Genomic DNA, 26,994 nt, shown 5'->3' on the forward strand with positions numbered 1-26,994 from the left:
TTCTTATGATCACGAGTGTGATCTTCCTCAAAATTTAGATTCTCATCACCAGAATTTGACTCATGTGCTTCTATTTCATTTAGTTACGGGTCATTTTCGGTTGATGGACATGGCTCTTGGAAGCGGCGCTGCTCAGGTCCGTTTCCGTTTCGGGGCCGAGTTTCATTGATCTATGGTAGCGGCACCTTATCGACCGCTATGTCCTATGTCATTAGATTCAATGCCTTTATGGTGTACCACCGGATGGGGCTTCCGTTCGGATTGATGTTTGACTAACTATGCTCAGGAGACATTATGAGAAAATTGCTTATGCAATGCTTCTCGATGGCAGTGTTGTATTCATTGCCATTGCTAGCGCAAATAACTGGAACAATTAAAGTTGCAGTAACCGATAACAATCTCAACCCACTAGAGGGCGCCACGGTTTTCGCGGAATCGCCCGATTTTATTTCCAAGCGTTCGGCGGTGACCAAGGCCGACGGAACCGCCACCCTGGTCGCGTTGGACCCCGCATCCAACTACACCGTCACCGTGACCAAAACCGGGTTCAACGGAGCCAAGAACAAGAACGTCGAAGTCAACTCCGGCAGTGTCACGAGCCTGCACGTTTCGTTGGCGCTCCAGAACGTCGAAGAAGAGCTGGTGGTGATCAGTGAAGCCCCGGTCGTCGACGTGACCAAGGCCCTGACGAGCCAGAACATCACCCTGGAACTGACCGAGTCGTTGCCCACCGGCCGCAGCTATCAGAGCTACCTGCAGTTGGTGCCGGGTGTCATGCCCGACGACTTCTCCAGCACCGGCGGCGGCAACCCGGCCTCCCGTTCCGGTTTGGGTTACCGCGATATCGGCGGTGAGGTCGGCGACAGCCGGGACAACTTCTACTACATCGAGGGTATCAACGTCACCGACCCGGTTCAGGGTACCTTCGGCGCCAACCTCAACACGGAAATCATCCAGGAGCAGAAGGTCATCACCGGTGGTGTGCCGGCCGAGTACATCGGTGCGCCGGGTTTGATCTCCAACGTGATCACCAAGTCCGGCGGCAACGAGTTCACCGGCAGTGTGAACTACTACCACCAGGACGACAGCCTGGTGGGCGACAACGACAACCGCGAGGACGAGAGCTTCTCGACCTTCGACACCGCCTTCACGATCGGTGGCCCGATCATTCGCGACAAGATGTGGTTCTTCGCCAGTTACCGCATCCTGGAGCGCGAGGACGACGTGGTCGCCGAGGACACCGCCGAGTTCCTGCGCACGGTCACCCGCGAAGACGAGCAATTCTTCGGGAAAATGACTTGGCAGATGACCAACGCCGACAAGTTGACCCTGTCGATCTTCACCGATCCCACCGAGCGCGACGGCAGTACCGACCGCTCCGTCACCAACGCGCGGAACCGCGCCCGCGAGCAGGGCGGCGATCGCTACATCCTCAACTACCAGCGCGTGTTCGCGAACTCCGTTCTGGAAGCCAGCTACTCGATGCACAACGGCGAAGTCTCCGACTTCTCCTCCGACCGCGAAACCTCCAACACCGTGATCTTCCTGGGGGGTAACGACCCCGTCGCCGGGACCGACATCAACGTGGACAACACGCTGTTCGACCAGCAGCTCGGGGCCTTCGGCGAGGACATCATCGACGAACGCGACAACCAGACGATCTCGCTGAATTGGGAATTCTTCGTGGATTCCGGGTTCGGTCACCACACGATCAAAGTGGGCGCGGCCATGGACAAGCACACCAACTACCGCGACCGCTTCTACATCGGCAACGCCGACTACACCTCCATCGATCAACGCAACGTCATCGCGCTTCAGGGCGCCGGCCTGTCCCTGAACGCCGGTGCGGTTTCGGAGCTGAGCTGGACCGACACCGATTTCGACGTTTACAACCCCAGCGATTTCAATGGCTTGATCAACACGATCGACGGCCATGCCGATCGCGATTCGTTCTATTCGCTGTTGGACACCGACGGTGACGGCACCATCACCCAGGACGAGGCCGCCGCGGCCATCGTCTTCAACTCCACCGAGGGCAACCCCAACGGCATGATCAACTACGACCGGACCTTCCAGTCGCAGGACGGCGCCCAGGAAACCGAGTCCGAAGGGCTGAGCCTGTACATTCAGGACACCTGGGACGTGGGCGATTTCCACTTCAACATCGGCATTCGCGCAGAGCGTTGGGAGCACTTCGCCACGACCGGCGAAAACATCTACACCTTCGATTGGGACCTGGCGCCGAGACTCTCGGCCGCCTGGGACATCAACGGTGAAGGTCGTCAGAAGCTGACCGCCTATTACGGCCGCTACTACGATCCCATCCGCAACAACATGACGAACTTCGCCGGTTCGCTTTCCGGCCGGGTTCGCGAAGAGCAGGTTTTCATCAACGACCAGTGGGTCACCTACCGTACGCGCGGCGGCCCCCAGGTTCAGGACGCCTTCTTCGCCCCCACCACCAAAACTCCCTACACCGATGAAATCACCCTGGGCTACGCGGTCGACTTCGGCCGCAACATGAGCTTGGAAGTGAACCTGATCAAGCGGAACGTTCGCGACATTCTCGAGGACTACGACCTGAGCCTCTACGCGCTCGACACCGAGGGCGGCACGGCCTATCCCGGTCCGGTGGACGATCCCGACTCGCTGTTCCTGGGCCTCGACTACTTCGGTTACGACGAGAACCCCGGTTCCAACTTCGTCATCGCCACGCTGGCCGGCGGCAAGCGCGACTACGAAGGTGCCGAAATCGTGTTCCGCAAGCGGTTCAGCAACGGTTGGCAGGTGCTTTCCTCACTCAACTACAACGACATGGAAGGCAACACCAACTCCGACTCCAACGCCGATTTCCAGGGTGACGTGATCTATCTGGATCCGCGTTCGCCGAACCAGTACGGCCGCCAGCCCGGCCTGATCGAAAATCTCTTCAAATTGGCCGCATCCTACGAGTGGAACAACGGCCTGCAGGTCGGTGGTTCGTACCGCTGGAACTCCGGCGTCTACACCAGTCGCACCCGTCTGGCTTCCCGCCGCCACCTGCCCGTCCTGGCCGACGAGGAGACCACCTATGCCGGCATCACCCGTCGTTGGTTGGCGGAAGGTGCCGTCGGTGCCGTGGAGAACCCGTCCTTCTCGACCCTGGATCTGCGGGTTCAATACCGGCGCGATTTCGGCTTGATCACCGGCGAGTTCTTCCTCGACATCTTCAACTCGCTGGACGACCAGGACGCCATCCTGGTTCAGGACCTGGTTGCCGGACAGGGCAGCAGCGCCTTTGGCGATCCCAAGCTGTACCAGGCGCCGCGTCGCTTCTTCCTCGGCATGCGGGCCCTCTTCTGAGTTCTGCGGCGTCCGGGTGACACCCAAACGCCCGGACGTCCTCGTCCTTTTGCTTTTTCCAAGGCGCCGCGTTCGCGAGAGCGCGGCCTTTTTTATAGCCGTGATTTCTCCCGCCAATTCTCCGCTTCCTCCGCGGACTCTCTTGAAACAAAGTTGCTCGGAGTGCCCGAATGCCGAGAGATTCGTCGTGCCCGGTAGGGGCATCAGGGGCGGTAAGCCCGCCGGATGAACTAGTCGAAGCGATCCGCGCATCGCAGGTTCGAGACTTGAAAGAGAGAAGCACAGCCCATTGCGGGAACATTGAAGCATTCGGCTTCGGAATGTGCGACCAGCGGTCGCACCTACCTGGCACGACGACCCTCTCTGGCAGCCGGGAACAGCATGCTGGCTCGCTTCGCGTTCTTTCTTTCTCGAAATCGAGCGGGTTTGCCCGCTGGTTCGTGGCTCTTATGTGAAAAACCCTGTAAAGCTCGAAGATAAAGTTAAAAACCTAAAAAGGCGAATGTGCGGGGAGTTCGTCGAAAAATGTCGGCCCGGCGCCCTGGGCGGGCCCGGCACCTACTGCCACGACACCCCTTTCGTAAATGCGGGAACACCTATGCGATTCGCTTCGATTAGTTACCCACTTGAAACCCGGTGGCCGGTGTGCCGGACCACCGGCAATCCGGCCCCCGGCCTGGGCGGCGACTCGGTGGTGAAAAAAATCTTCGACTTCGAATCCATGCCGGACCGGGCACGAACCCTCCACCCACTCACTTGATCAATTCGAAGCTCTCGTCCCAGTGGGTGCGCTTGTGGAATTCGAAAACCACCCGCACGTAGCTCCAAATGAGCGAGAAACCCTTGGCCTCGTGGGAGCCCTCGTCCTCGCCGTACGACCACCACACCAGGTACCCGCGGCCGTGAACGAACTCCTTCGGCACCAGTCCCCATTTGCGTGAATCGAAGCTGCGGTTGCGGTTGTCGCCCATCATGATGTAGAAACCCTCCGGAATCACGTCCGGTTCGGCCGCTTTCAACCGGGCGATGACGCGGTCGAACGTCTCCGGATCCTGGGTGCGGAACCGGCTCAGGTACTGCACGGTGGCGTCCTTGATCTCGCGCAGGGTGTACGAATTCTCGTTGGGCTTGATGTACTCCGCGTGCTCCAGGCCCGGCTTCATCTCGTAATAGCCCTTGGGGCGGTAGCCGATGCTCGCGTCCCGGTCGGTGCCGATCGACGGCTTCTTGTAATAGGTATAATCCTCGCCCAAAATCTCGCCGTTGATGTACACCCGCTCGGCGATGATCTCGAAACGGTCGCCCGGCAGGCCGATACAGCGCTTGATCCAATCCTGGCGATCGTCGCCCGGCCACTTGAAGACCACCACGTCGCCGCGCACGATGTCGCGGAACGGAAACAGCTTTTTCTCGATTTCGGTACCGCCCTTGAACATGAAGGTATTGGCGGTGATGTGGTCGCCGATCAACAGCGAGTTCTCCATCGACGGGGTGGGAATCTGGAAGTTCTGCCACACGAACGTCTTGAAGAACACCACCAGGCAGAACCCGAAAAGGGCCAGTTCGGCCAGCTCGCGAAACAGATCCTTACTCTGTGACGGATCCTTCTCTTCCTCCTGCTTGTTGGTCTCGGCCTCCGCTTGGACGGTTTCGGCGGCTTTTTTGGATTTGGATTTTTTTGCCATGATGGGTAGTGATTCCTTTATGCCGGTTCCTGATCGATTGCGCGCGGAGGCCGTCGGCTCCCTCCGGGTCCGGCGCATACCGGTGATCTCTCGTCGTTTGCGCCGGAGTTTGTCACATCGACAAGTTCGTGATTATAACCCAACCGAAGGGGGCTCGAAAGCACAGTGCCCCGAATGAAGATAGCTCTTACACTCAATGCTTTGCCGGAAGATCCGTAGCCGGTGCCGCCCGCCGCGGGCACGCGCTTCCGGGGCCTCCGCACTCCGGCCTCGCGAGCCGCGTCTCAAGCGGCCGTGGGCAGATCGACCGTGAATTTGGTTCCCTTTCCGGCGCCCTGGCTCTCCACCCGGATGCTGCCTTTCATCTCGTTGATGGCGTTGGCGCAGTAGTGCAGTCCATAACCTTGGCCGCCTTCCTTGGTCGTGAACCCCTGGGTGAAGATCCGCGAGACGTTTTCCTCGGGGATGCCCGCACCTTGATCGATGACCGACAGTTGAACCGCCCCTTGCTTGGTGGTCGTGGTTCGAAGAATCAACCGCCTGGGGCGGGGCACCTCGCGCAGGGCATCGATCGCGTTGCTGATCAGGTGGACCAGGACGCGATTGAATTTGGCCTTTTGGACGGCGACGCGCGGCAGGTCGCCGTATTCCCTGACCAATTCGATCTCGGCCTTTTCCAGGTTGAGCCGCTGGAAGTGCAGCACGCTGTCCAAGAGTTGGTGCAGGTCGGCCTCTTCCACCAGGCTTTCGCTGGCGGCGATTTCGCGCTGGGATTCGACGATGTTGTCGATCGCGATCAGGTGATGCTGCAGGCGGTTCGTCTCCTCGCGCAACCCGCTCATGTATCGACCCCACTCCGATTCGATGCGGCCGAAGGAGGAAACGACCATTTCGCCACGCGGATCGCGTTCGAAGAACTGGGCCAGGTCCGCTGGCTCCTGGAACTCCCGGAGCATGTCGAGGATCCGGCGATAGAACCGAAGTGCCTGGTTTTGGTCCAAACTCTCCAGCAGGACTTCGATCGAAGTTTTCACCGAGGCCATGGCGTTGCCGATGTTGTGGAGCAGGTTGGTGGCGATCTCGGCCATGCCGGCGTGGTGTGCGGCGTCCACCAGCTTCTCCTGGGCGCGCAGAATCTCGGCGTTTTTGGCCTTGAGCTCTTCCAGGAAGCGCACCTTGGACACCGCCGACACGGCGTGCTCCCGCAGCCGGTGCAGCTTCTGGAAGTCGTCGTCATCGAAGGCGTGGACCTCGTCCTGGTTGTCGAGCACCAGGAACCCTTCGAGGCTGCCTTCGATGCGGATGTCCATCACGATACGCGAGAGGGGATCGGGTTTTCCTTCGCGCGGTGAGATGCGGTAGACCCCGCCCTGGACCTCTTCCATGAAGTTCTCGAAGCGTTCGAAGAACCAGGTGTCGGGGACCAGGGGCGGTAGATCCAGGTGCTCGTGACCCACCCGGGCCGCGATGCGGAAATAGTGGTGGACCCGAGACGGTGGACCGGGTTCGGCCAGGAAGAACAGTCCGCCGGTGGCCTTGGTGAACAAGCCGATGGCCTGTTCCAGCAGTTTCGCCAGGAGGCTCTCCAGCGAGACCTCGCGGTTGATCTCCTGCACGATCTTCTCCAGGATCTGCAGTTCGCGGTGGCTGGCGCGCACGTCGCGGGTTCGCTCGTCCACCTTCTGTTCCAGCATTTGGTTGTACTCTTCCAGCTTGGCGTTGGAGCTGCGCAGTTCGCGTGTCTTGATCACCAATTGGAGATGGGTGCTCAGGCGCGCCAGCAGTTCGTCGCGCGCCACGGGCTTGAACAGGTAGTCGCTGGCACCGGCGGCGAAGCCTTCCACCAAGTCGGTGACCTGGTTCTTGGCGGTCAGCAGCAGGATCGGCAGGGCGCTCGGTCCGTGGCGTCGGCGCATGCGGCGGCAGACGTCGTAACCGGACATCTTGGGCATCATGACGTCCAACAGCACCAGGTCGAACGGGCCTTCGCTCTCGAGAATGTCCAGCGCTTCCTGGCCGCTGGAAGCCAGGTGCAGGGTGTATCCCTGAAGCGAGAGGTGGTTGACCAGGACCTGGAGGTTCACCGCGTCATCGTCCACCAGCAACAGCTTGAATTCGGCGGCGGCCTTGGCGAGCGACTGGCCCTGTTTTTCGAAGGTCCACTCGTGCGGTGCCGGTATGCCGATCGCCATGGCGGCGCCCGGTTGGCTGCCGAAATCGTTTTCCGCCGCCAGTTCCGTCGCCGTGGGGTACCGATCCTCCGCATCCGCCACCGGCAGGGTGAAGGAGAAGGTGGCGCCTTCCTCGGGTTCGGATTCCACCCAGATATGACCCTCGTGAAGTTCCACGAGACGCTTGGTGATGGCGAGGCCGAGGCCCGAACCGCCGTAGGACCGCGCCGTGGAGCCGTCCACCTGTTCGAACGATTCGAAAATCGCCTCGTGTTTGTCGGCGGCGATCCCGATGCCGGTATCGCTGACCGTCACCCGAATCCAACCTTCCTCTTCAACGGCCCGGACCGTGACGCTGCCTTTCGGTGTGAATTTGATCGCATTGCCCACGAGGTTGTAGAGGATCTGGAGCAGGCGATCCTCGTCGCCGCGAACCCGTGGCAGGTCTTCGGGCACCTCGTTTTGCAGCACCAAGGGTTTGCTGCCGACCAACGCGTGGGACACGGTCAGCACCATCTCGACCGTGGCCGAGAGGTCGAGCGGCTTGCATTGCAGGGCCAGGTCGCGCGTCTTGAGTTTGGAGAAATCCAAAATATCGTTGACCAGGTTGGCCAGGCGCCGGCCGCTGGCGGCGACCATTTGCAGGTTCTGCTTCATATTGGTCGGCAGGGTGCCCGTCGCGCCGTCGATCATCGACTCCACGATACCGATGATGCCGTTCAGCGGTGTTCGCAGCTCGTGGGAGGTGTTGGCCAGGAATTCGTCCTTCAGCCGGTTGTTGCGCTGGAGGCTCTCCACGACCATGCGCTCCAAGGCAAGCTTGCGATCCTGGTTGCGCTTGTACATCCAGAACAGCGAAACGGCGCCCAGGGCGTACAGGCAGTAGGCCCACCAACGCTGCCAGGGGGGTGACACGATCGTGACGGCCAGTGAGGTGGTCGTCTCGCTCCAAACGCCGTCGTTGTTGGCACCCTTGACCATGAACCGATAGTCGCCGGGGTCCAGGTTCGTGTAGGTGACCTCCGAACGGGCGCCGCCGTCCACGAAATCGCGGTCGAATCCCTCCAACTTGTAGGCGTAGCGATTTTTCTCCGGCGCATTGAAGTCCAGCACCGCGAAGTGGAAGGAAATCACCGAATCGTCGTGACGGATGCGGATCGGGTTGGTCGCGTTGTCGCGCGCGTCGAAGGGGACTTCGCTGTCGAACACCTTGAAGCCGGTAATCGCGATCTGCGGTTTGCGGAGGTTGTCGCGAACCTGGCCCGGCAGGAAGCTGTTGAAGCCGTTGTTGCCGCCGAAGAAAATGCGGCTGTCGGCGCCGTGGGTCACCGCGCCGGCGTTGAACCCGTGCTCCTGAAGTCCGTCGTAGCGATCGTAGGTCCGAAAGGTCTCGGTGGCCGGATGGAAACGACACAGCGACTGCTCGGTACTGATCCAGAGGTAGTCGCCCATCTCGATCATGGCGTAGATGGTGTCGTCGGGCAGCCCGTCCTCCACGGTGTAGCGGGTGAACATCGCGCTTTCGGGATCGGCGTCCAGCCGATCGAGACGGTTGAGGCCGCCGCCGTAGGTGCCGATCCAGAGTACGTCGTCGCGGCCCAACAGCATCGGGCGTACGTGGTTTTGGCTCAGCGAGTGCGGGCGATTGGAATCGTGACGGAAGCGCGCGAAGCGTTCGGTCGTGGGATCGAACCGGTTGAGCCCGCCGTTTTCCGTGCCGATCCAGATCCGACCGGCACCGTCCTCCAAGATGGCGTTGATGTGGTTGTCGGAAAGCGAGCCGGCGTCGTTGGCGAGGGTCGCGAAAACGGTGGTGTCGCCGTCCGCCAACCGGTAACGCACGAGGCCGCCGTGGGTGCCGAGCCACATGTTTTGGCGCGAATCCTCGAAAATGGCGCGCAGCGAACCGTTCGGCAGGGGATCGGGCGCCGGCAGTTGCAGCACCATCTTGCCGAGCTCGGGTTCCAGCACCGAAATCCCGCCCGCGAAGGTGCCGATCCAGATCCGATCGCGGGAATCCACGCCCAGCGCATAGATGCGGTCGTCGCAGAGGGTTTCGGGATCGCCCGGACGGTGGTTGTAGAAGCGATGGGCATCGCCTTGAAAGTCCCAGCGAATGAGCCCGCCGACGCTGCCGACCCACAGGCGGTCGAAGCGGTCCATGACCAGGGCGTTGACTCGATTGTGGATCAGGTCCGTCGGCGAGTAGCTGAACAGGCGATGGTGGTCGAACTTGGTAGGCACCATCTTGTTCAGGCCCCCGGTTCGCGTTCCCACCCAAAAGACGCCCGATCGATCCTGGATGACCGCGCGGATATCGTTTTGACTCAAGCTGTTCAGATCGATCGGGTCGTGGGTGAAACGCTCGAAGCGACCCAGCGAGGGGTGTTTCTCGTCGGCCACGAATCGCGAGAGTCCGTGAAAGATGGTGCCGACCCACAGGCTGCCCTCGCGATCCTCGTAGAGAATGGTGATTACCTGGGTTTTGAGGTAATGCTTCGGATCGGCGTCGCTCTGATACTCCTGTGTCGATTCGCTGTCGGGATCGAACAGGTTCAAACCGGCCTCGGTACCGACCCAGAGCAAGCCGTGGCGATTGCAGATGACTTGCCGGATCTTGTTGTGGGAAAGCGAAAGGGGGTTGTCGGGATCGTGGAAGAAGTGGGTGAAACGGCCGCTCTCCTCCAACCGGTTGAGCCCTTCCGAGGTGGCGACCCAGATGCGGCCGCGCCAATCCTCGGTGACGCTCCACACCCGATTGTGGCTCAGGCTTTCGGGGTCGTCCGGATCGTGCTGGTAACGGGTGAAGGTGCCGGTGGCCGGGTCGAACAGGTTCAGGCCGCCCTGGTTGGTGCCGACCCAGATGCGGTTGCGCCGGTCGCGAAACACGGTTTGCACCAGGTTGCTGCTGAGACTGCGCGGATCGCGGGTGTCGTTGACGAAATGGGTGAACGTTTCGCTGGCGGGATCGAACCGGTTGAGGCCGCCTCCCCAGGTGCCCAGCCACAACACGCCCTGCGCGTCGAACACCATGGAGCTGATGCTGTTGCTCAACAGGCTGTTGTCGTCGCCGGGCCTGTGTTGGTAGATCGTGGTCTTGTGCCCGTCGTATTTGTTGAGACCGTTTTGGGTGCCGAACCACAGGAAGCCCTTCGGGCCCTGAACGATCATGTAGATCGTGGAGTGGGACAGGCCCATCTCGTGTTGGACGCGATTGATGGTGAAGCGCTGCCCGGCGCTCGCGGCATAAAGCGACCCTCCCGCGATCAGCAGGATCGCGAAAAGCCACCGCAATCGTTCCAACCCGCGAACGACGAGGCTCACGGTTTCCTTCTTACCCACGTCAGCTTCAACCGACATAAGAATCTTCACCAGGGGTTGATCAGTTCGTGGCCACCTGATGTCAGGCGTCCCATGAATGAATCCGGTATGTAATGAAAACACCAGTCTTAGCCTATCACAAACCGGAACAAAAGTTATGTGCCTTCGATTTTGGTGGTCGAGCCTGTGTCCGGTACGCGGCAAAATCGCGTTCGCGCTTCTTTTTTCTCGGCCGTAAAGCCGGGGCGGGCACGGACCCGGACCCGTGACCGGCATCGCGCGTGTCGCTTTCGCAACGGGGCTCACCTTCTTCGATTCGAGAGACGGGATCCCCGGCGATCGGCTTGTGGCCTTTTGGCTTCATGACGTAGAATAGGGAGCTTTTTCGGTCTCGGTCGGTTCTTGTGGCGAGAAAGGGGTGACCCCGGCCTCCGGTCCCGGCGCGCCACCCGTTTTTGGCGCCTGCCGTCGTCGCCCGATGTGGATCGCGGCGCGCTTCCCGACCCGACGGAGATTTCCGGCGACCGAATCCCTGCGATGATCGGAACGGCTGATCCGAGCATCGATGATGACCCCGATACCCACCTAACGCGAGGATTGTTCATGTTCAAAAACCCGTTTCGTTCCCTTTCCACCGCGCTGGTCCTTTGCCTGTTTTGGATGACCGCCTTCCCGTGCCTCGCCGGCGATGCCAAAGCTCCCGACGACAAGGCCACGAAGGCGCCCGACAAAGCGCCGCTTCTGGCGCCCAAGGAGGCCACCAAGCGCGCGCCGGACCAGTTCCGCGTTCTCGTGGAAACCACCAAAGGCAATTTTCAAGTGGACATCCACCGCGAGTGGGCGCCGCTGGGCGTCGATCGCTTCTACAATTTGGTGATTCTGGGTTACTTCACCGATGTGGCGATCTACCGCATGATTCCCGGGTTCATGGCCCAATTCGGGTTTCACGGCGAGCCCGATGTCAACAAGAAATGGCTCAAGGCTTCCCTCGAGGACGACCCGCCCAAGCACAGCAACACCGCCGGCCGCCTGACGTTCGCCAATCGTGGCCCCAACACGCGCACCACCCAGTTTTTCATCAACATGGTCAACAACGATTACCTGGACCGCATGGGTTTCGTGCCCTTCGGCGAAGTGGTCGACGACGGCTTGCAGGTGGTCACCAAGTTCTACGGCGGCTACGGCGATGGCGCCCCCTATGGCCGCGGACCCAACCAGGGCCGCATTTTGAGCGAGGGCAACAGCTACCTGCGCAAGAAATTCCCCGAGCTGGACTACATCAAGCGGATCAGCATCGTGAAGGGGTCCGAGAAAAAGGGCGGCCCCGGACAGGCACCCGCTCCCAAGTGAGGACCTGCGGGGATGGCCCGTCCGTCCCGATCGAACGACGAACATCCCGGAAAAGCCGGACCTCGTGCCCTTCGGGTAACGAATCATGGCAGCGACCGAAGCGGCCCGACCCCATGGGCAGGACTGCGGGCGTCGCGTTTTCGCAAGCCCTTACTCTTCGGGTGATGGACTCGAAGCCTGATCGCGGGTTGCCGATGTCGGTCGGCATGGGGTTGCCGGCCGATTTCGAGGAACCATTTCAAAAAAGCCTGTTTTTCGATGGGCACAATCTAGGAGATTCACGTGATTACCACCAACGATTTCAAGAAGGGCATGCGGTACGAGCACGAGAACGCGCCCTGGCAGATCATGGAGCACACCGTGCACAATCCCAGTGCCCGCGGCGCCGCCACCCTGGTCAAGGTCAAGGCCCGCAACCTGGTGACCGGCCAGGTCCTGCAGAAGAGCTTCAAGTCCGGCGACACCTTCGAGGAGCCCGACCTGGCCAAACTCAAGGTCCAGTTCCTCTACGAGGAGGGCACCGATCTGGTGTTCATGGACCAGGAGACCTACGAGCAGTACGACGTGCCCAAGGAAAAGCTCGGTAACTCCGTGGATTGGATGACCGACGGGTTCGAACTGGACCTGTTGCAATACAACGGCGAGATCATCAACATCGAGCTGCCCAGCTCGGTGATTGGCGTCATTTCCAGTGTGGAGCCCGGCGCCAAGGGCGATACGGCCTCGGGCAAGGTGTTTTCGAAGGCTCTGCTGGAAAACGGCATTCAGGTCATGGTGCCGACCTTCATCAAGGAAGGGAACAAGGTCAAGATCGATCCCAGCACCAACGAGTACCTGGGCCGCGAGAACTGAGATTCCGGCGAGGGACGCCGTGGTTTCCCGCCAGGCGTCCCCAACGGCCACCCGCGTATTTTTCTGACGACGCCTCATCGACGCGACAAAAAGGTGGCCGGATTGAATTACGAAATTGCCCAAAAAACGAATTCGGGGAAAAATCCAAAGCGACCCTCAGATCGCCTGAAAACTGCGCCGCCACTCACAAAATGAGTTGGGATTCGCGTCGCTCCCACTTTGAATCCGTTCGTAAATGGGCTAAGATGGAACCGTATCGTCCCTGTCCCAAGAACCGGTTTTCACTGAGGACGGTCCAAGCGACGGGAATCGTGGTAACGGCATCATGGGATGGACAATGGAAAGACACGGGGCATCGATCGGTCGCACCAGGCGGCTGACCATGAACGGACCTCCGAAGTATCGCGCGCCGGCCAGCGGGCCGTTGCGGGGTGCAGGGGATTCACGGGTGGTCGGGCGATTGGCGCGCGCGGCAAACATTGCGTTTGCCGGGTCTCACGATCGAGGCTGGTGTTTTTCGACCGCGTCGACCGCCATCGGATTCCAACCGGCAACATGGATCATCTTGGTTGGGCTCGCCCGTATGCGCATTTTCCGGGTTTTGACGCAGGCGATCGAGGCGACGGGCTCGCCAACCCGCAACGCCTCCGGACGGTACGGCGAAATGCGTTCGGGACATTGGATCCGACGTTTCGTAAAGGTAACGAGAACCTCGTACTCATGGCCCTACCACCTTGAACTCTGTGCCCGACTCCCTCGCGTTCTACGCCTCATTGGGTGAATCTACCGTGGTTTTTAAATCGGCACCTCAAGCATCGGGAAAGTGATCGTCGCGTTCGGCCGTGAACGCGCTCCCGCCGATCTCGTCGCTTGTGACCGCCGTGCAACCTTGTAGCCAAAGGAAATAGCAGGTGTCGGAACTCAAGTTATCTACTCTTCCGTCTTCCAAAGGCCTCCCACCACTGAAGGACATGCCCCGCGTCAACCCTCCATGCGAGCCCCAACATTTCGCGCAACTGTACCGAATTTACTATCCCACGGTTCTGGGTTACTTCCGCCACGTGGGCATGAGCAAAGAAAAGTGCGAAGATCTCACCCAAAAAGTGTTCCTTCGTGTCTACGAAATCAGGAACGGTTCTTCCGCCCAATTCCGAGGTGACTCTTCGATCAAGACGTGGCTGATCAGCATCGCACGGAACGTGAAAGCCAACGATTTGCGCGACAGTCACGCCGAGAAGCGCGGTGGGGGACGGCTGACGTTTTCCATCGAGGATCACCAGGTGGAAACGGGAGAGGCCAACTCGCTCGAAGCCGAGATGGCGTCCCAGGCGCGACCCGAGAGAGCCGGACCGGAACAGGAATCGATCCTCCTTGAAAAAGAATGTTTGGCTCGGTTGCAGTCGGCACTGGAAACCTTGCCGCCAACCATGAAAAGGTGCTTTCTGTTGCGCGTGAAACAAGACTTGAAGTACAGGGAAATCGCGGTCCTGATGGGCGTTTCCATCGACACCGTGAAAAGCCACATTTTCCAGGCGAGAAGAGCGCTCAAAGAGCGAATGGAGGGCTATTTCCATGCCTGACCTCGCCCCTCGGGCGGTGGCCTTCCCACCCGCCTTTTTCAAGCCGGACCGCCAAGCCGTCCTCTGTCGTTGCCGGTCGTCGTACGACCCGTGCAGCGATGGCTTCGCCGTCCGCGGATGCCGGTTCCCATTTTTGGAGGCATACTTTGGCTAACCCCAAACCCCAATTGGAGGACGCGATCCAGGCGCTGCAGACCTCGGATCCGGACGCGCATCCGAGTCCGGACCTGTTGGCGGCCTATCATGCGCGCCTGCTGGCGCCGGAACCCACCGAGCACATCCAGGAACATCTCGTCGCGTGCACGGCCTGCGTGGCCAACCTTTTGGAAATGGCCGAGCTCGAATCGCAACAGGGCTCGGCGGATGGCGACGAGACCGCGGACATCGAAGCCGCCTGGCAGCAATTCGAGACGCGCTATCTCGGTGAGGCCGAGACGCGCCCGACGGAACCGGATCCATCCGAGCTGGACCAGGCCGAGGGGGCCGAACCCGAAACCCTCCCCGATGTCGGCCCCGAGAAGACTTCGGATGAACGGTCCGAGGCCGCTCCGGTCGTCGCGTTTCGATCGCGGGCCGAGGTTCGGGTGGGCGCCCAGCCGGTGCGGCGTTCATGGGCACCGATCCTGTTGGGTGCCGCGGCGGTCATCTCGCTGGGGTTCAACGTGTTGTTGTTGCGCCAGCCGGCGCCAATCGTCAGCCCGCAGCCGATCACGGGCATTCGTTCCTTCCACAACCTGGCTCAGGCCGATACGCGCGGCGACGACCCCCTCGAAGTGGTCTGGAACGCGAGCGGCGCCACGGTGGTCAACATCGCGCCCGAGGCCGAGGTGGACCCGGCGGCCCGTTACCGCCTGGTGTTGACCGATCCGGCCGCACGGCGGCCCGACACGATTTGCGAGACCGAATTCAACACCACGACCCAAAGTTTCATCGTGGTCTTCCAAGCGGGGTACCCGCCTCCTGGCTCATGGCGGTTGACCTTGGAAAGACTCGAAGAACCAACCTGGGAGGCCGTCACCCGATGGACGTTGGAGGTACCCGAACGAGAATGATGCAGTCGCCCGATCCGACGCCGCAATCCATCTCCCGATTCGCGGGCCTGACCGACCTTCGCCGGCCTGACACCGCAGGAACCCGCCACCGTGCCGCCGTGCCCAAATGGCTCGTCGGATGTCTTTGTTGGTGGCTGTGCACGGCTTGGATCTTTGCCCAGAAGCCGGCCGACGTCGAGGCCAGGCGACTCGAAGCGGTGACGGGCGAAGTGATCGAAATCCAATCGGGCAAGACACATGCGATCCCGATCGACCTGAAGGCCGGCACCTTTCTGGACGTGAACCTGACGGAGATGGGCATCGACATCGCATTGGAGCTGCGCGATCCGAGCGGTGCACGGGTCGCCCATGCCGACCGCGTCAACGACCACACCGACCATCCCGAGCGCCTGTGGTACCGGGTGGCGACAGCGGGGCCCCACGCCCTGCGGATCCAGGCCTCTTCTGAAGGCGAGCATGCCGGCGGCGCCTACTGGCTCCACGTCGCGCCCAACGGCGAGCTGACCGAAGAAACGGAGGTCAAGGCCCACGCCGGCGCCGAGATGTTCCGATTGCGGCGGTTGACCGAAACGATCGGCAAACACTCGCCGGAGGCCTGCATCGACGGCGCCGCCGAGGACCTGGAGCGCCTGGGCCTGTTTCGAGACGCCGCCCTACTCCGCTGGCAGGCAGGCCTGTACGAGCGCAGGGTTTATCACGATAGGTTGGCGTTGAGCTTGTTCCTTCGAGCCCAAGAGTTCTTTCAGGATGTGGGAGATCTTTTTGCCTATGTGGATCTCGAGCGCCGCGTCGCTGAGCAGCTAAAACGACTGGGAGATTTCAGCGCGGAAGACATATATAAGAACGCTCTCTCAGTTGCAAAAAAAAATGGTGATCCCAGGATCGTATCGAATATCCACCGTGAGTTTGGTAAATATTATTGGTTTCGTGATCGATATTTGGATGCGTTGTTTCAAGCAAATGAAGCCCTTCAAATCGCTTTGAAAACAGGTCGAAAAATAGATGTTTTACAAGGATATTATCAGAGGGGCCTGTGCTATAGCGTTTCTGGACTCGAAGAAGAATCGCTCTTGGATTTTGAGAAAGTATACAATATCGCCATGGAAACCAATGATACTTATAATCAAGTTTCGGCACTTGTACAAATAGGCTGGGTGCATTACCAGCACGAAAGATATCACGATGCAATGATATATTATGATAAGGGTATGAATGTTTGCGAACAAGTAGGCGAATACTTGACGGGGACCAAAATATGGTTGATGGGACGACGTAATTCAACCTTGAGGGAGTTAGGGCGATTCGATGAAGCTCTAAAAAGTTATGATGAAATTTTGAGACTAAGAGAGAATCGCTCTGTTAGCCCGCACAATAAACAAATTACCTATGCAAATATCGCTGAGATTTACCTTGCCAAAATGGAAGAAACGGGTCAAGACCTTTTGGAGGAGTACTGGCGCTATGTAAAGCTAGCGGAGGCGTCTGGAGTTCTTGCTGGGTCGCCGAAATCAGATCTGCATGATTTTTTCAATCAATCCAGAGCTTTTTTGCTTGCGCGAGATTTAGAAAATGCGTTGCTGAAAATAGATGCAGCTCATGAAATAATGAACGAATTTTTCTCTAAAGCCAGGGGGAGAAGCTTAGGGGCCGCATATAATTATATGAGAACCAGTTACTACGAAAAGAAAATGGAAATCCTTTTTGAGCTGGTCCAGCAAGAAGGGGAACTGTCGACTGAATATGAAAAGCAGTTCTTTCAGACGTTTGAGGATTATAGAGCGCTAAATCTTCATACATTGCTACAGAGCAAGTTCTTGCCTGACGACCTGCCCGAAGGCGCTGTATATCTTTACGAGAAGTGGGAGGGTTTGCGGAGTCGTCTTCACCAGGCGGGTGATTTACTTGATGACATCAACACAAAAGATGTGAAACAGCGTGCTCGTATTGAGCTAGAAGTCAGCTTACTCGAAGATGAATTGTACCGAACTGAAGATTTATTGCGTGAAAAGGCTGGGATTATCGACGCTGGTAAAGACATTGAAGTAGACCTCGATAATGTTCAGAACGAGATTCTGGGTGAAGACACTGGCTTGGTCGCGTTCCATCTTGGCAAATCGATTAGCTTTGTTATGGGAATTACGAAATCTGGCATCACCATCGAGCAACTACCAGAGAAAGAAAAAATTGAAGAGCTGGTAGTAAATATCAATAATTCATACAATCAAAGGCCTAGCGCATTTACCAACCGAAAAAATGTGTACCAAATGAGCGCGAAACTTGTTGAAATGTGTTTGGGGCCAGTAAAAAACCAAATTAATGGCAAAAAAAATCTATTGATCATTGCCGATGGCCCAATGCTGGTAGTGCCTTGGAGTGCGCTTTCTGCGAAAGGGGTTTTCGCTGAACCTTCTGACGATAATATCTTCCTAGTCGATTTATTCAATCTCACCTTGATACCTTCCGCACGAGTATTAAATCATCTTCGCTTGGCCTCTGACAGTTCAAAGGTGCCATATGCGATGTTGTTTGGTGATCCAGTTTTTTCGAGCGAAGATAAGCGGCTGTTAGGCGCTATTAAGCCTGTTGATGTCAGCCTTGAAAACGAGAAACGAAATCAGTCGCGTGATTTGGTTCTGCCAATCGATGATCGAAACGGCTCCAGTACGAGGTTTAATAAAAATAGATTGGTTGCGTCTAGAGATGAAGTTAAATTGATTGCAGACTTGCTACCCTTCAAGCATAAACTGTATTTGGATTTTGAGGCGAATCGAGCGAATTTTCTCAGCGAGGCGGAACGGGCGACCGTGGTTCACTTTGCGACTCATGGCAGTATTTCGAATAGGCAAGTGTTGTCGAGTGTGGTTTTGTCAACGGTTTCGGAGAAGGGAGAGTCCATTTCCGGTACCATTCGGCCTACTGACATTTATACTCAAAACCTGAATTGCGACCTGATTGTTCTGAGCGCCTGTGAATTGGCTAAAGGAACCTATGTTCGGGGCGAAGGTTTATTGGGCCTTCCCCAACATTTTCTCGAAGCTGGTGGGAGATCTGTTGTAGTGCCCCTGTTCAAGGTAGATGACGTAGCTTCTTCAAACCTCATGGTTCTCTTTTATGAGAATTGGATAAAGCGAAACAAGTCGAAATCCGCGGCCTTGGCGATGGCCCAGAAGCAATTAAAATCAACTACCAAATACCGAGACCCTTATTACTGGGCCGGATTTGTGCTTTGGGGAGCACCAAACTAAAAAAAGGAGCTTGAGATGACTTCAAATAAAGACTCGAAAGAGACGCAAGGAAAAATGGAGAATGTAGATCAAATGAAAAAAGAGAGGCTCTTTGTCTCTTTCTCTTCCGAGGAAGGGGGAGACAATTCGGTAAGGAAAAAGGCCCGAGGGGGTGGTTCGCCCAACAACGCTGGCTCTCCTGATCCTCGGGAAGATAAAACTGGAGCTCTTGGCATCCCTGATTCGGATGAAGGCTGAGCTGAGCAAATACGTGTTTTAATCCGGATACTATTACGCATTGAATGGCCTGGCTCATCCAATCGATCCTCTGTATTGCCAGGCCGCTTATGTTGCTTTTTAATGTATCCCGTCCTATGTAAAGCTGGATGAGAAGTAATTTCAAAGATAGTTTTTTAGAGTTCTGACGCAATCAATTTTCCGCTTCACTGTGTTGGATGAATTTCAAGTACCGGCCCAGCGCCTACCGCGACGACCTCCTTCCTCCGCATGCGGGAACGCTTTGTCGGGACACCGCCGGTTCGCTCTCCGTGAACTCCGCGACCTCCGTGGTGAAAAAAATCCACGGCCCCAAAAGCCCAAGAACCATTCGGTGACAGGCCTTCACCCACCCTCATTTCGGCTTCACAAATGGCGTGGCTCATGCTTTAGTGGCCCCAAGACGCCGAACGCCATTATCGATCCTCATCCAAAAGGTGAAATTATGAAACGTCTCGCACAACATATCTCTGTATTTCTGCTGCTCCTGGTCGGCTGCGCCTTCGTGCTCGCCGACAACCCGCCCAAACGCGTGGACCTGGCCTCCGTGGAAGCCATGGACCTCGAACGCAATCGCAGTGTGGTCATCAGCGCCTACATCCTCAATACCGGCTGGAAAAACGGCCAGAACTCGCCCGTCATCAAGATTTCCGAACGCCTCGGCAAGCGACTCAGCCCCATCGGCAGCCTCTTCAAGATCGATGCGCAACAAGCGTTCTACAAAGCCAACAAAGCGGGCAAAAAAGAATACGTCATTTGGGAAAAAGAGAAAAAAGCGGAAGGCTATCACGCCAAGGCCTCCGTGATTCTCAAGGATGGCACCCCCACGGAAATCAAGCTCTTCCTGCTGGCGCCCGGCCAGAAGGAAGCGAAAACCAAAACCTGTCCCTACCCCTGGAAACACTGAAGACCGGTTCCGCCTCGGCGAAACGCCGACCTCGGGACCCAGGTGCCTCGACGCATCTCGACCCGAGATAGGGAACCGAAATCGGAAACGAAACATGCACCGGCGTCTTTTTTCCGCATTTCCGGGTCAGCGATCCATCCAAAAGGTGAACCCAACGACGGGTTCGCCTTTTTTTGTGGGCGCCCGGCGATACCGAGCCAAGACGTGCCGGTGGCCTCGATCCTTGGCAGTCAAGCGCTTCGCCGCTGCGCCTTGACCACCGCCAAACAGTTGAGCTATGGTTGACGGGTTTTTGCGTGATGATCTCGGCCCGCATGTTCCGCGAAGTTCCTGCTGTCAGGACGCAAATCGGTGATCTGCCGCGTTTGCCCGAAAGAAAAAGCCCGTCCCGTACGTTTCCGTTTTTTCTCGCTCGCAAGCCTTGGTTGAACACCTGGTTACGTTGGATCGCAGGAGCCGTGCGCGGGAGCGACGGACGGATTGCCGACGGCGTCACGGGTCCATCGACCCGTCCCGCGCGGGACCCGTGGGCGCCAAAAACGATTAGCAGGGTTAAGGAAGCAGGATGACCTCGTCCAAACCGGTTTACGATGAAAGCAAGATCAAGAGTCTCAGCTCGCTGGAGCACATTCGCCTCCGGCCCGGCATGTACATCGGCCGCCTGGGTGACGGCAGTCACGCCGAAGACGGCATTTACATCCTTATTAAAGAAGTCGTCGATAACGCAATTGACGAATTCATCATGGGCCATGGCCAGCGCATCGAAATCGATACGGATGCCGAGGGTCGCGTGTCCATCCGCGACTACGGCCGCGGCATCCCGCTGGGCAAGGTCGTCGAATGCGTCTCGCGCATCAACACCGGCGCCAAGTACAACGACGACGTCTTCCAGTTCAGCGTGGGCCTCAACGGGGTCGGTACCAAGGCCGTGAACGCCCTTTCCGACAATTTCACCGTGCGTTCGGTACGCGAGGGCAAGTTCAAGGAAGCCTTTTTCGAACACGGCGTGCTGAAGCGCGAACGAGACGGCGCCAGCGACGAGGAGAACGGAACCTTCGTCTCGTTCGAGGTCGACCGCGAGGTGTTCCCCAACGGCGTGCGCATCAAGGAAGAGTTCCTGCGCAAACGGATTCAGTACTACAGCTACCTGAACAAGGGACTGACGCTCAAGCTCAACGGCGAAACCTTCTATTCCCGTCGCGGCCTCAAGGACCTGTTGGTCGCCGAAGTGGGCGACGAGGTGCTGTACGAACCCATCTACTACCGCGACAAATCCATCGAATTCGCCTTTTCCCACACCACCAGTTACGGCGAGAACTTTTTCAGCTTCGTCAATGGCCAGTACACCAACGACGGCGGCACCCACCTCTCGGCGTTCCGCGAAGCGATCCTCAAGGCCATCAACGTCTACTCCAAAAAGAGTTTCCAGGGGCAGGACGTGCGCGACGGCATCGCCGGCTGTATCGCGGTCAAGGTCAAGGACCCCGTGTTCGAATCACAGACCAAGAACAAGCTCAGCAATACCGATATCCGCCAGGGCATCATCAACACCGTCAAGACGGTCATCGTCGATTTCCTTCACAAGAACGAGGAACTGGCCAAGAAGATTCTCGACAAGGTGACCTTCAACGAGAAGATCCGCAAGGAACTGCAGGCGGTCAAGAAGGAAGCGCGCGAGAAGGCGCGCAAGGTGGCCATCAAGATTCCCGGCCTGCGCGATTGCAAGTACCACTTCGGCGATCGCTCCAAGCACGGCGACAAGAGCCAGATCTTCCTGACCGAGGGACAGTCGGCCCTGGGCAGCATGGTCAGTTGCCGCAGTGCCGAGACCCAGGCGCTGTTCGCCCTGCGCGGCAAGCCGCTCAACGTCTTCGGGCTCAAGAAGGACGCGCTCTACAAGAACGCCGAGCTCTACAACATCATGAAGGCCTTGGACATCGAGGACACCCTCGAGAACCTGCGCTACAACCAGGTCATCCTGGCGACCGACGCCGACGTCGACGGTCTGCACATCCGCAACCTGTTGATCACCTTCTTCCTGCACTATTTCGAGGAATTGGTCACCCACGGGCACCTCTACATCCTGGAGACGCCGCTCTACCGGGTGCGGAACAAGAAGGAAACCCATTATTGCTACACCGATGGCGAGCGCGACAAGGCCCTCGCCAAGCTCAAGGACCCCGAACTGACCCGATTCAAGGGTCTGGGCGAAATCTCGCCCAAGGAGTTCGGCGCCTTCATGGGTGACGACATGCGCCTGGTGCAGGTCACGGTCGACCACCACGCCGACATCAAGACCACGTTGCGGTTCTACATGGGCAACAACACGCCCGAGCGCAAGACCTACATCATGGACAACCTCATCTGACGCGGGCCGCGGGCGGGAGCGCGACGACCCGATGCCCGCGCGTGGGTGGTCCCTCCGCCGACGACCCTTTGCACGCACGATCATTTTCAGCATTCTAAGGAACAGGCATGGCCGATCAATTACGCGAACTCATCGATGTCAACTTTCTCGAGTACGCCAGTTACGTCATCAAAGAGCGGGCGATTCCCCACGTCAACGACGGCTTGAAGCCGGTACAGCGCCGCATCCTCCACACCATGTTCGAGGTCGAGGACGGCAAGTTCAACAAGGTCGCCAACGTGGTCGGCCGCTGCATGCAGTACCACCCGCACGGCGACGCCTCGATCTTTGCCGCGCTGGTCAACCTGGCCAACAAAGAGCTGTTCATCGACAAGCAGGGGAACTTCGGCAACATCTACACCGGTGACTCGGCATCCGCCGCACGTTACATCGAATGTCGCCTGACCCCCATGGCCAAAGAGACCATGTTCAACAAGGAGATCACTGAGTTCGTGCCCTCCTACGACGGCCGCAACAAGGAGCCGGTGACCCTGCCGGCCAAGTTACCGGTCATATTGCTGCAAGGGGCGGAAGGGATCGCGGTCGGGATGTCCACGTCGATTTTGCCGCACAACTTCCTCGAAGTGCTCGACGCCCAGATCGCCTACCTCGAGGGTCGCGAATTCAAGCTGCTGCCGGACTTTCCCACCGGCGGCACCATCGACGCCCGCGACTACAACGACGGCAACGGCAAGGTCAAGGTCCGCGCCAAGATCGACGTACCGGACGACAAACACCTGCTCATCAAGGAGATCCCCTACGGCACCACCACCGAGAAGCTGATCACTTCGATCGAGAACGCGATCAAGAAGGGCCGAATCAAGGTCAACGCAATTCAGGACTACACCGCCGAAGAGGTGGAGATCGAGCTGAGCCTGCCGCGCGGGATCTACGCGGATCAGGTGATCGAGGCCCTCTACGCCTTCACCGATTGCGAAATCAGCCATTCCCTGCAGATGACGCTGATCATGGACGACGAGAAGCCGCATGTCCTTTCCGTGTCCGAGGTGCTGCGCTACAACACCGACAAGCTCCTGAACGACTTGCGTCGCGAGTTCGAGATCGAGCTGGGCAAGCTGCGCGACAATCTCCATTTCAAGACCCTCGAGCAGATCTTCATCGAAAACCGGATCTACAAGAACATCGAGGAACAGGAGACCTACGAGAAGGTGGTCCAAGCGGTTCACGACGGGTTCGTGCCCTTCCAGGATCAGCTCATTCGCGAACTGACCGACGAAGACGTGGAACGGCTGCTGCAGATTCGCATCAAGCGCATTTCGCGGTTCGACATCAACAAGAGCCGTCGCGAGATCCAGGAGATCCTGGCCCGGATCGACGAGGTCAACAAGCTGCTGGCCGACATGGTGACCACCACGATCAACTACATCGTGGCGCTGCGCGACAAGTACGGCAAGGGTCGCGAGCGCAAGACCCGCATCAAGGAAATCGAAGAGGTCAGCCGCAAGGAAGTCGCGATCCAGGACCTGAAGCTGGGCTACGATCGCAAGACCGGCTACATCGGCACCGAGGTCAAAACCAAGAACTTCGTGCCCTGCTCCCAATTCCACAAGATCCTGGTGGTGACCGAAAAGTACTACAAGGTCATTCAGGTGCCGGAGAAGCTCTACATCAAGGAGCGCATCCTGTACGTGGACAAGGTGGACAAGGACCTGGTGTTCAACTGCGTGTATCGCGAGCAGACCTCCGGGGTGGGCTTCATGAAGCGGTTCCGGGTGGACAAGTTCATCATGGAAAAGGAATACAGCTTCCTGCCGGAAGAGAACTGCAAGATCCTGCTGTTCCAAACGGATCCCGCGCCGCGTTTCAAGGTCTACTATCCGTTGAAGGCCCGAGCGCGGGTGACCGAGGAAGAATTCGATCTCTCCGAACAACTGGTCAAGGGCGTTTCCGCTCGCGGAAACCGCATTTCGACCAAACCGATCGTGGATCTCGAAATTCTCAAGAAGGAACGCGGCGCCGCCGAGCCGAAGCCGCCGACCGAGGATGCCGAGCCGAGTTGATCGGCGATCCCGCCCTCGGACGGGGCCGGGGCCGTTTCGCCCACGCTGCGCTGGGTCACTGAATTTTCTCGGTTTCGGCGACGGGGTGGTTTCGTCGCAAGTCGCGATCACGGTGTTCGCGATCCTGTCGGGCGTGCTTCAAAATACGTCAGGCACCGGCGATTCGGCGGGCCTTCCGTTTGTGATCCGCACCTCACAAGGCATTCGGCCGCCAAACTATCAGCCTTTCTCTGATCCAACCTTGCTATAATTTCACGGTTCCTCGAGCCTCCTTTTTGGCGGTAAGGCTTTTAATGTCGGATGCATTTCAAACGCCCAAACGATCCATCAAACCCTCCTCTAACGGAACCCCATTGGCAACCTCTCAGGATACCATCGGCCGCTACCACATTCGCGAGCTTCTCGGCCAAGGCAGCATGGGTGCGGTCTTGCTTGCCTTCGACCCCCATTTGCGGCGCGAAGTGGCCATCAAGACCATCAACACCCGGCTGAGCAAGTATTCCAAGGATCCCCAGAATTTCCGAAACCGGTTCGAGGTGGAGTCCCAGGTCAACAGCCGCCTGAATCATCCCAACATCGTCGGGATCTACGATTTCGGGGTCCACGAGGGCGATCCCTACCTGGTGATGGAATACATACCCGGTCGGCCGTTGGACCTGCTGTTTCCGGTCGCCACACGGATTCCCCTGTCCACGCGCTTCCTCTTGTTGGAGCAGATTGCCTCGGCGCTGGACCACGCCCACCAGCAGGGCGTCATCCATCGCGACATCAAGCCGGCCAACATCCTGATCACCGATCGGTTCGAAGCCAAAATCGTCGATTTCGGACTGGCCCGGCTCAAGGACTCGAACATCACGACCACGGGTGTCTTTCTGGGCACGCCCAGTTACGCCAGCCCGGAACAGATCGTCACGGGCAAGGTGAGCGCCAGTTCGGACCTGTTCGCCCTCGGTATCCTGACCTACCAACTGATTTTCGGGCACCGGCCCTTTCCCGGCGAAAACATCAACTCGATCCTGTACCACCTGGTTCACAGCGAGCCGGACCTGAGCCTGGGCGAAGTCCCGCTCGACTGCGATCTGCAGGCGCTGCACAGCACCTTCGCGAGAATTCTGGCCAAAGAGCCGGAGGAACGTTATTCGCGGGCCTTGGATTTTCTTCACGACCTGCGCCTGGCGATGGGCTCCGAAGTCGCCAAACGGGAACCGATCGCCGAATTGCTGACCGATTTTCTGCCGAAAGAGGCGGGGATCGACTCCGAGATTCCTCATACCGCGGGATCCGACGGGGCCCATTCGACCATTACCCAAACGATTCACGTCGGTCGGCTGCCGGCCGATCGGCCCTGGTACCGCCGGCCTTGGGTCGGCCCGGTCAGCGCGGTGGGGGCCGCCCTGATCTTCTTCATCACCTCCTACATGATCACCCGTTCTGACAACGGCAAGCCGGAGGTCCCGGTGGCCGAGACCGTCGAATCGGCGCCGATCGGTATCCAGCCCGTCCCGCCCACGGGCCACCCCAGTGAAGACGGCTCGCTGTTCGCCGGCGAGGCCGTGGGCGACGGCGAAACGCCCGACGAAGAGACCGACACCGCCGCGGTCGAGGCCGCCGCGGCCGCCCTGCTGCTCGAGCGCGAGATCAACGCGGCTCAGTCCGAGTTCATGAAGCACATCAACGCGGGCAACGTGGCGGAGGCCGAGATCGCCTACCTCAAGCTCAAGACGCAGGGGGCGGAGGTCGAGACCCACAAGGCACTGATCCAGGCGCTCAAATCCCTGAAGAAGAACCAGCGCCAGGACGATCAGGAAGCGGCGCGGAAGCTGACGTTGCAAATCACCTTCTCCGATGCGCAGAAGCGCCAGGACTACAAAAAGCTGGAGCGGCTGTTGGAGGAGTACCGGCGTGACTGGCCCGAGGACAAGGTCGTCATCGACACCTGGACCTCGGCGGTGGAGACGGTGCGCGAGGAGTGGACCATCCAGACCGAGCGTTTCCAGGAGGACCTGGACTTCGCCCTGCGGACCCACGATCCCAAGAGCGCCACCCGCATTCTCCAGAGTCTGAGCGACATGGAGGCGGTCGACGAGCTCGAAAAGGAGCTGTACCGCCGCCGGATCGATCGGATCTACATCAACGGGGTCCAAATGGTGTTTCTGCGGGTCGAGCCGGGCACCTTCATCATGGGGGATCCCTACGAGCCCGGCGACGCCCGGCTGCATCGGGTGACCGTGACCAAGCCCTTCTACCTGGGCGCCTTCGAGGTGACCCAGGCCCAGTGGACGGCGGTCATGGGCGAGCCGTCGCCGGCCAAGTTCGAAGCCGCGGTCCATCCCGTGGAGAACATTTCCCCGGAAGAGGTGCAGGCCTTCATCAACGCGCTCAACAGCCGTGAGGGGACGACGCGCTACCGCCTGCCCACCGAGGCCGAGTGGGAATACGCCTGCCGCGCGGGCACCACGACCCTGTACTACACCGGTCAGGAACTGGGCCCGGACCAGGCCAACTTCAAGGCCAGCGGTCACCGCAAACCGTTGCCGGTGGGCAGCTATCTCCCCAACCCCTGGGGTTTCTACGACATGTACGGCAATGTCAGCGAGTGGTGCATGGACGTGTTCCGGCCCTACGGCGGCGAGGACCGCATCGACCCGATCGTGCTGGGTTCGGGGAACCGGGTCTTGCGCGGCGGTTACTACGAGAGTCCGGTGGCGGAGTGTTCCTCGGGTTCCCGCGCCGAGCGAACCCGTCGGGTGCGCCTGCGCACGGCCGGTTTCCGGCTACTGATGGAAGTGGACTCGGAGTGATCCCG

Annotated in this window: 13 protein-coding genes; 11 read left to right on the forward strand and 2 right to left on the reverse strand. The window is 58.8% G+C overall.

The features are described from left to right. Positions 1-324: 324 nt before the first annotated feature. Positions 325-3,342: an outer membrane beta-barrel protein gene (locus J3U87_RS04075; RefSeq protein ID WP_237384477.1), complete on the forward strand. Its 3,018-nt coding sequence runs from the start codon at positions 325-327 to the stop codon at positions 3,340-3,342. A gap of 752 nt (positions 3,343-4,094) precedes the next feature. Here the strand turns inward: J3U87_RS04075 and lepB are convergent. Together lepB and J3U87_RS04085 are read right to left on the reverse strand one after the other, a co-directional pair. Further along, the gene (gene lepB, locus J3U87_RS04080; protein ID WP_237381756.1) at positions 4,095-5,027 is read right to left on the reverse strand and encodes a signal peptidase I; all 933 of its coding nucleotides are present in this window, start codon (positions 5,025-5,027) and stop codon (positions 4,095-4,097) included. Between the two features lie 284 nt (positions 5,028-5,311). Further along, positions 5,312-10,558 carry an ATP-binding protein gene (locus tag J3U87_RS04085; protein WP_237381757.1) on the reverse strand — a complete coding sequence of 1,749 codons (5,247 nt, stop codon included), beginning with the start codon at positions 10,556-10,558 and terminating at the stop codon, positions 5,312-5,314. Positions 10,559-11,122: 564 nt separating this feature from the next. Between J3U87_RS04085 and J3U87_RS04090 the strand changes: the two genes are divergently transcribed. The 10 genes from J3U87_RS04090 (at position 11,123) to J3U87_RS04135 (ending at position 26,989) form a co-directional block, all read left to right on the forward strand. Beyond that, on the forward strand, positions 11,123-11,869 hold the full coding sequence (locus J3U87_RS04090) for a peptidylprolyl isomerase (protein WP_237381758.1): 747 nt from the start codon (positions 11,123-11,125) through the stop codon (positions 11,867-11,869). A gap of 282 nt (positions 11,870-12,151) precedes the next feature. Then, the gene (efp, locus tag J3U87_RS04095; RefSeq protein ID WP_237381759.1) at positions 12,152-12,721 is read left to right on the forward strand and encodes an elongation factor P; all 570 of its coding nucleotides are present in this window, start codon (positions 12,152-12,154) and stop codon (positions 12,719-12,721) included. A gap of 911 nt (positions 12,722-13,632) precedes the next feature. After that, the gene (locus J3U87_RS04100; RefSeq protein WP_237381760.1) at positions 13,633-14,301 is read left to right on the forward strand and encodes an RNA polymerase sigma factor; all 669 of its coding nucleotides are present in this window, start codon (positions 13,633-13,635) and stop codon (positions 14,299-14,301) included. A gap of 146 nt (positions 14,302-14,447) precedes the next feature. Then, positions 14,448-15,353: a hypothetical protein gene (locus J3U87_RS04105; RefSeq protein WP_237381761.1), complete on the forward strand. Its 906-nt coding sequence runs from the start codon at positions 14,448-14,450 to the stop codon at positions 15,351-15,353. Next, positions 15,350-18,598 carry a CHAT domain-containing protein gene (locus tag J3U87_RS04110; RefSeq protein ID WP_237381762.1) on the forward strand — a complete coding sequence of 1,083 codons (3,249 nt, stop codon included), beginning with the start codon at positions 15,350-15,352 and terminating at the stop codon, positions 18,596-18,598. The genes J3U87_RS04105 and J3U87_RS04110 overlap by 4 nt, the downstream gene beginning before the upstream one ends. A gap of 15 nt (positions 18,599-18,613) precedes the next feature. Beyond that, a complete protein-coding gene (locus J3U87_RS04115) occupies positions 18,614-18,835 on the forward strand; it encodes a hypothetical protein (RefSeq protein WP_237381763.1) in 222 nt (73 codons plus the stop codon). 463 nt (positions 18,836-19,298) lie between these two features. Next, entirely contained in the window at positions 19,299-19,760 is a 462-nt protein-coding gene (locus J3U87_RS04120; protein WP_237381764.1) for a hypothetical protein, read from the forward strand. A gap of 565 nt (positions 19,761-20,325) precedes the next feature. Next, complete coding sequence (locus J3U87_RS04125) at positions 20,326-22,128, forward strand: DNA topoisomerase IV subunit B (RefSeq protein WP_237381765.1); 1,803 nt, start codon at positions 20,326-20,328, stop codon at positions 22,126-22,128. 107 nt (positions 22,129-22,235) lie between these two features. Next, positions 22,236-24,188: a DNA topoisomerase IV subunit A gene (locus tag J3U87_RS04130; protein ID WP_237381766.1), complete on the forward strand. Its 1,953-nt coding sequence runs from the start codon at positions 22,236-22,238 to the stop codon at positions 24,186-24,188. 353 nt (positions 24,189-24,541) lie between these two features. After that, positions 24,542-26,989: a bifunctional serine/threonine-protein kinase/formylglycine-generating enzyme family protein gene (locus tag J3U87_RS04135; protein ID WP_237381767.1), complete on the forward strand. Its 2,448-nt coding sequence runs from the start codon at positions 24,542-24,544 to the stop codon at positions 26,987-26,989. Positions 26,990-26,994: the final 5 nt, after the last annotated feature.

The sequence above is a fragment of the Sulfidibacter corallicola genome (assembly GCF_017498545.1).
Lineage (GTDB): Bacteria > Acidobacteriota > Holophagae > Acanthopleuribacterales > Acanthopleuribacteraceae > Sulfidibacter > Sulfidibacter corallicola.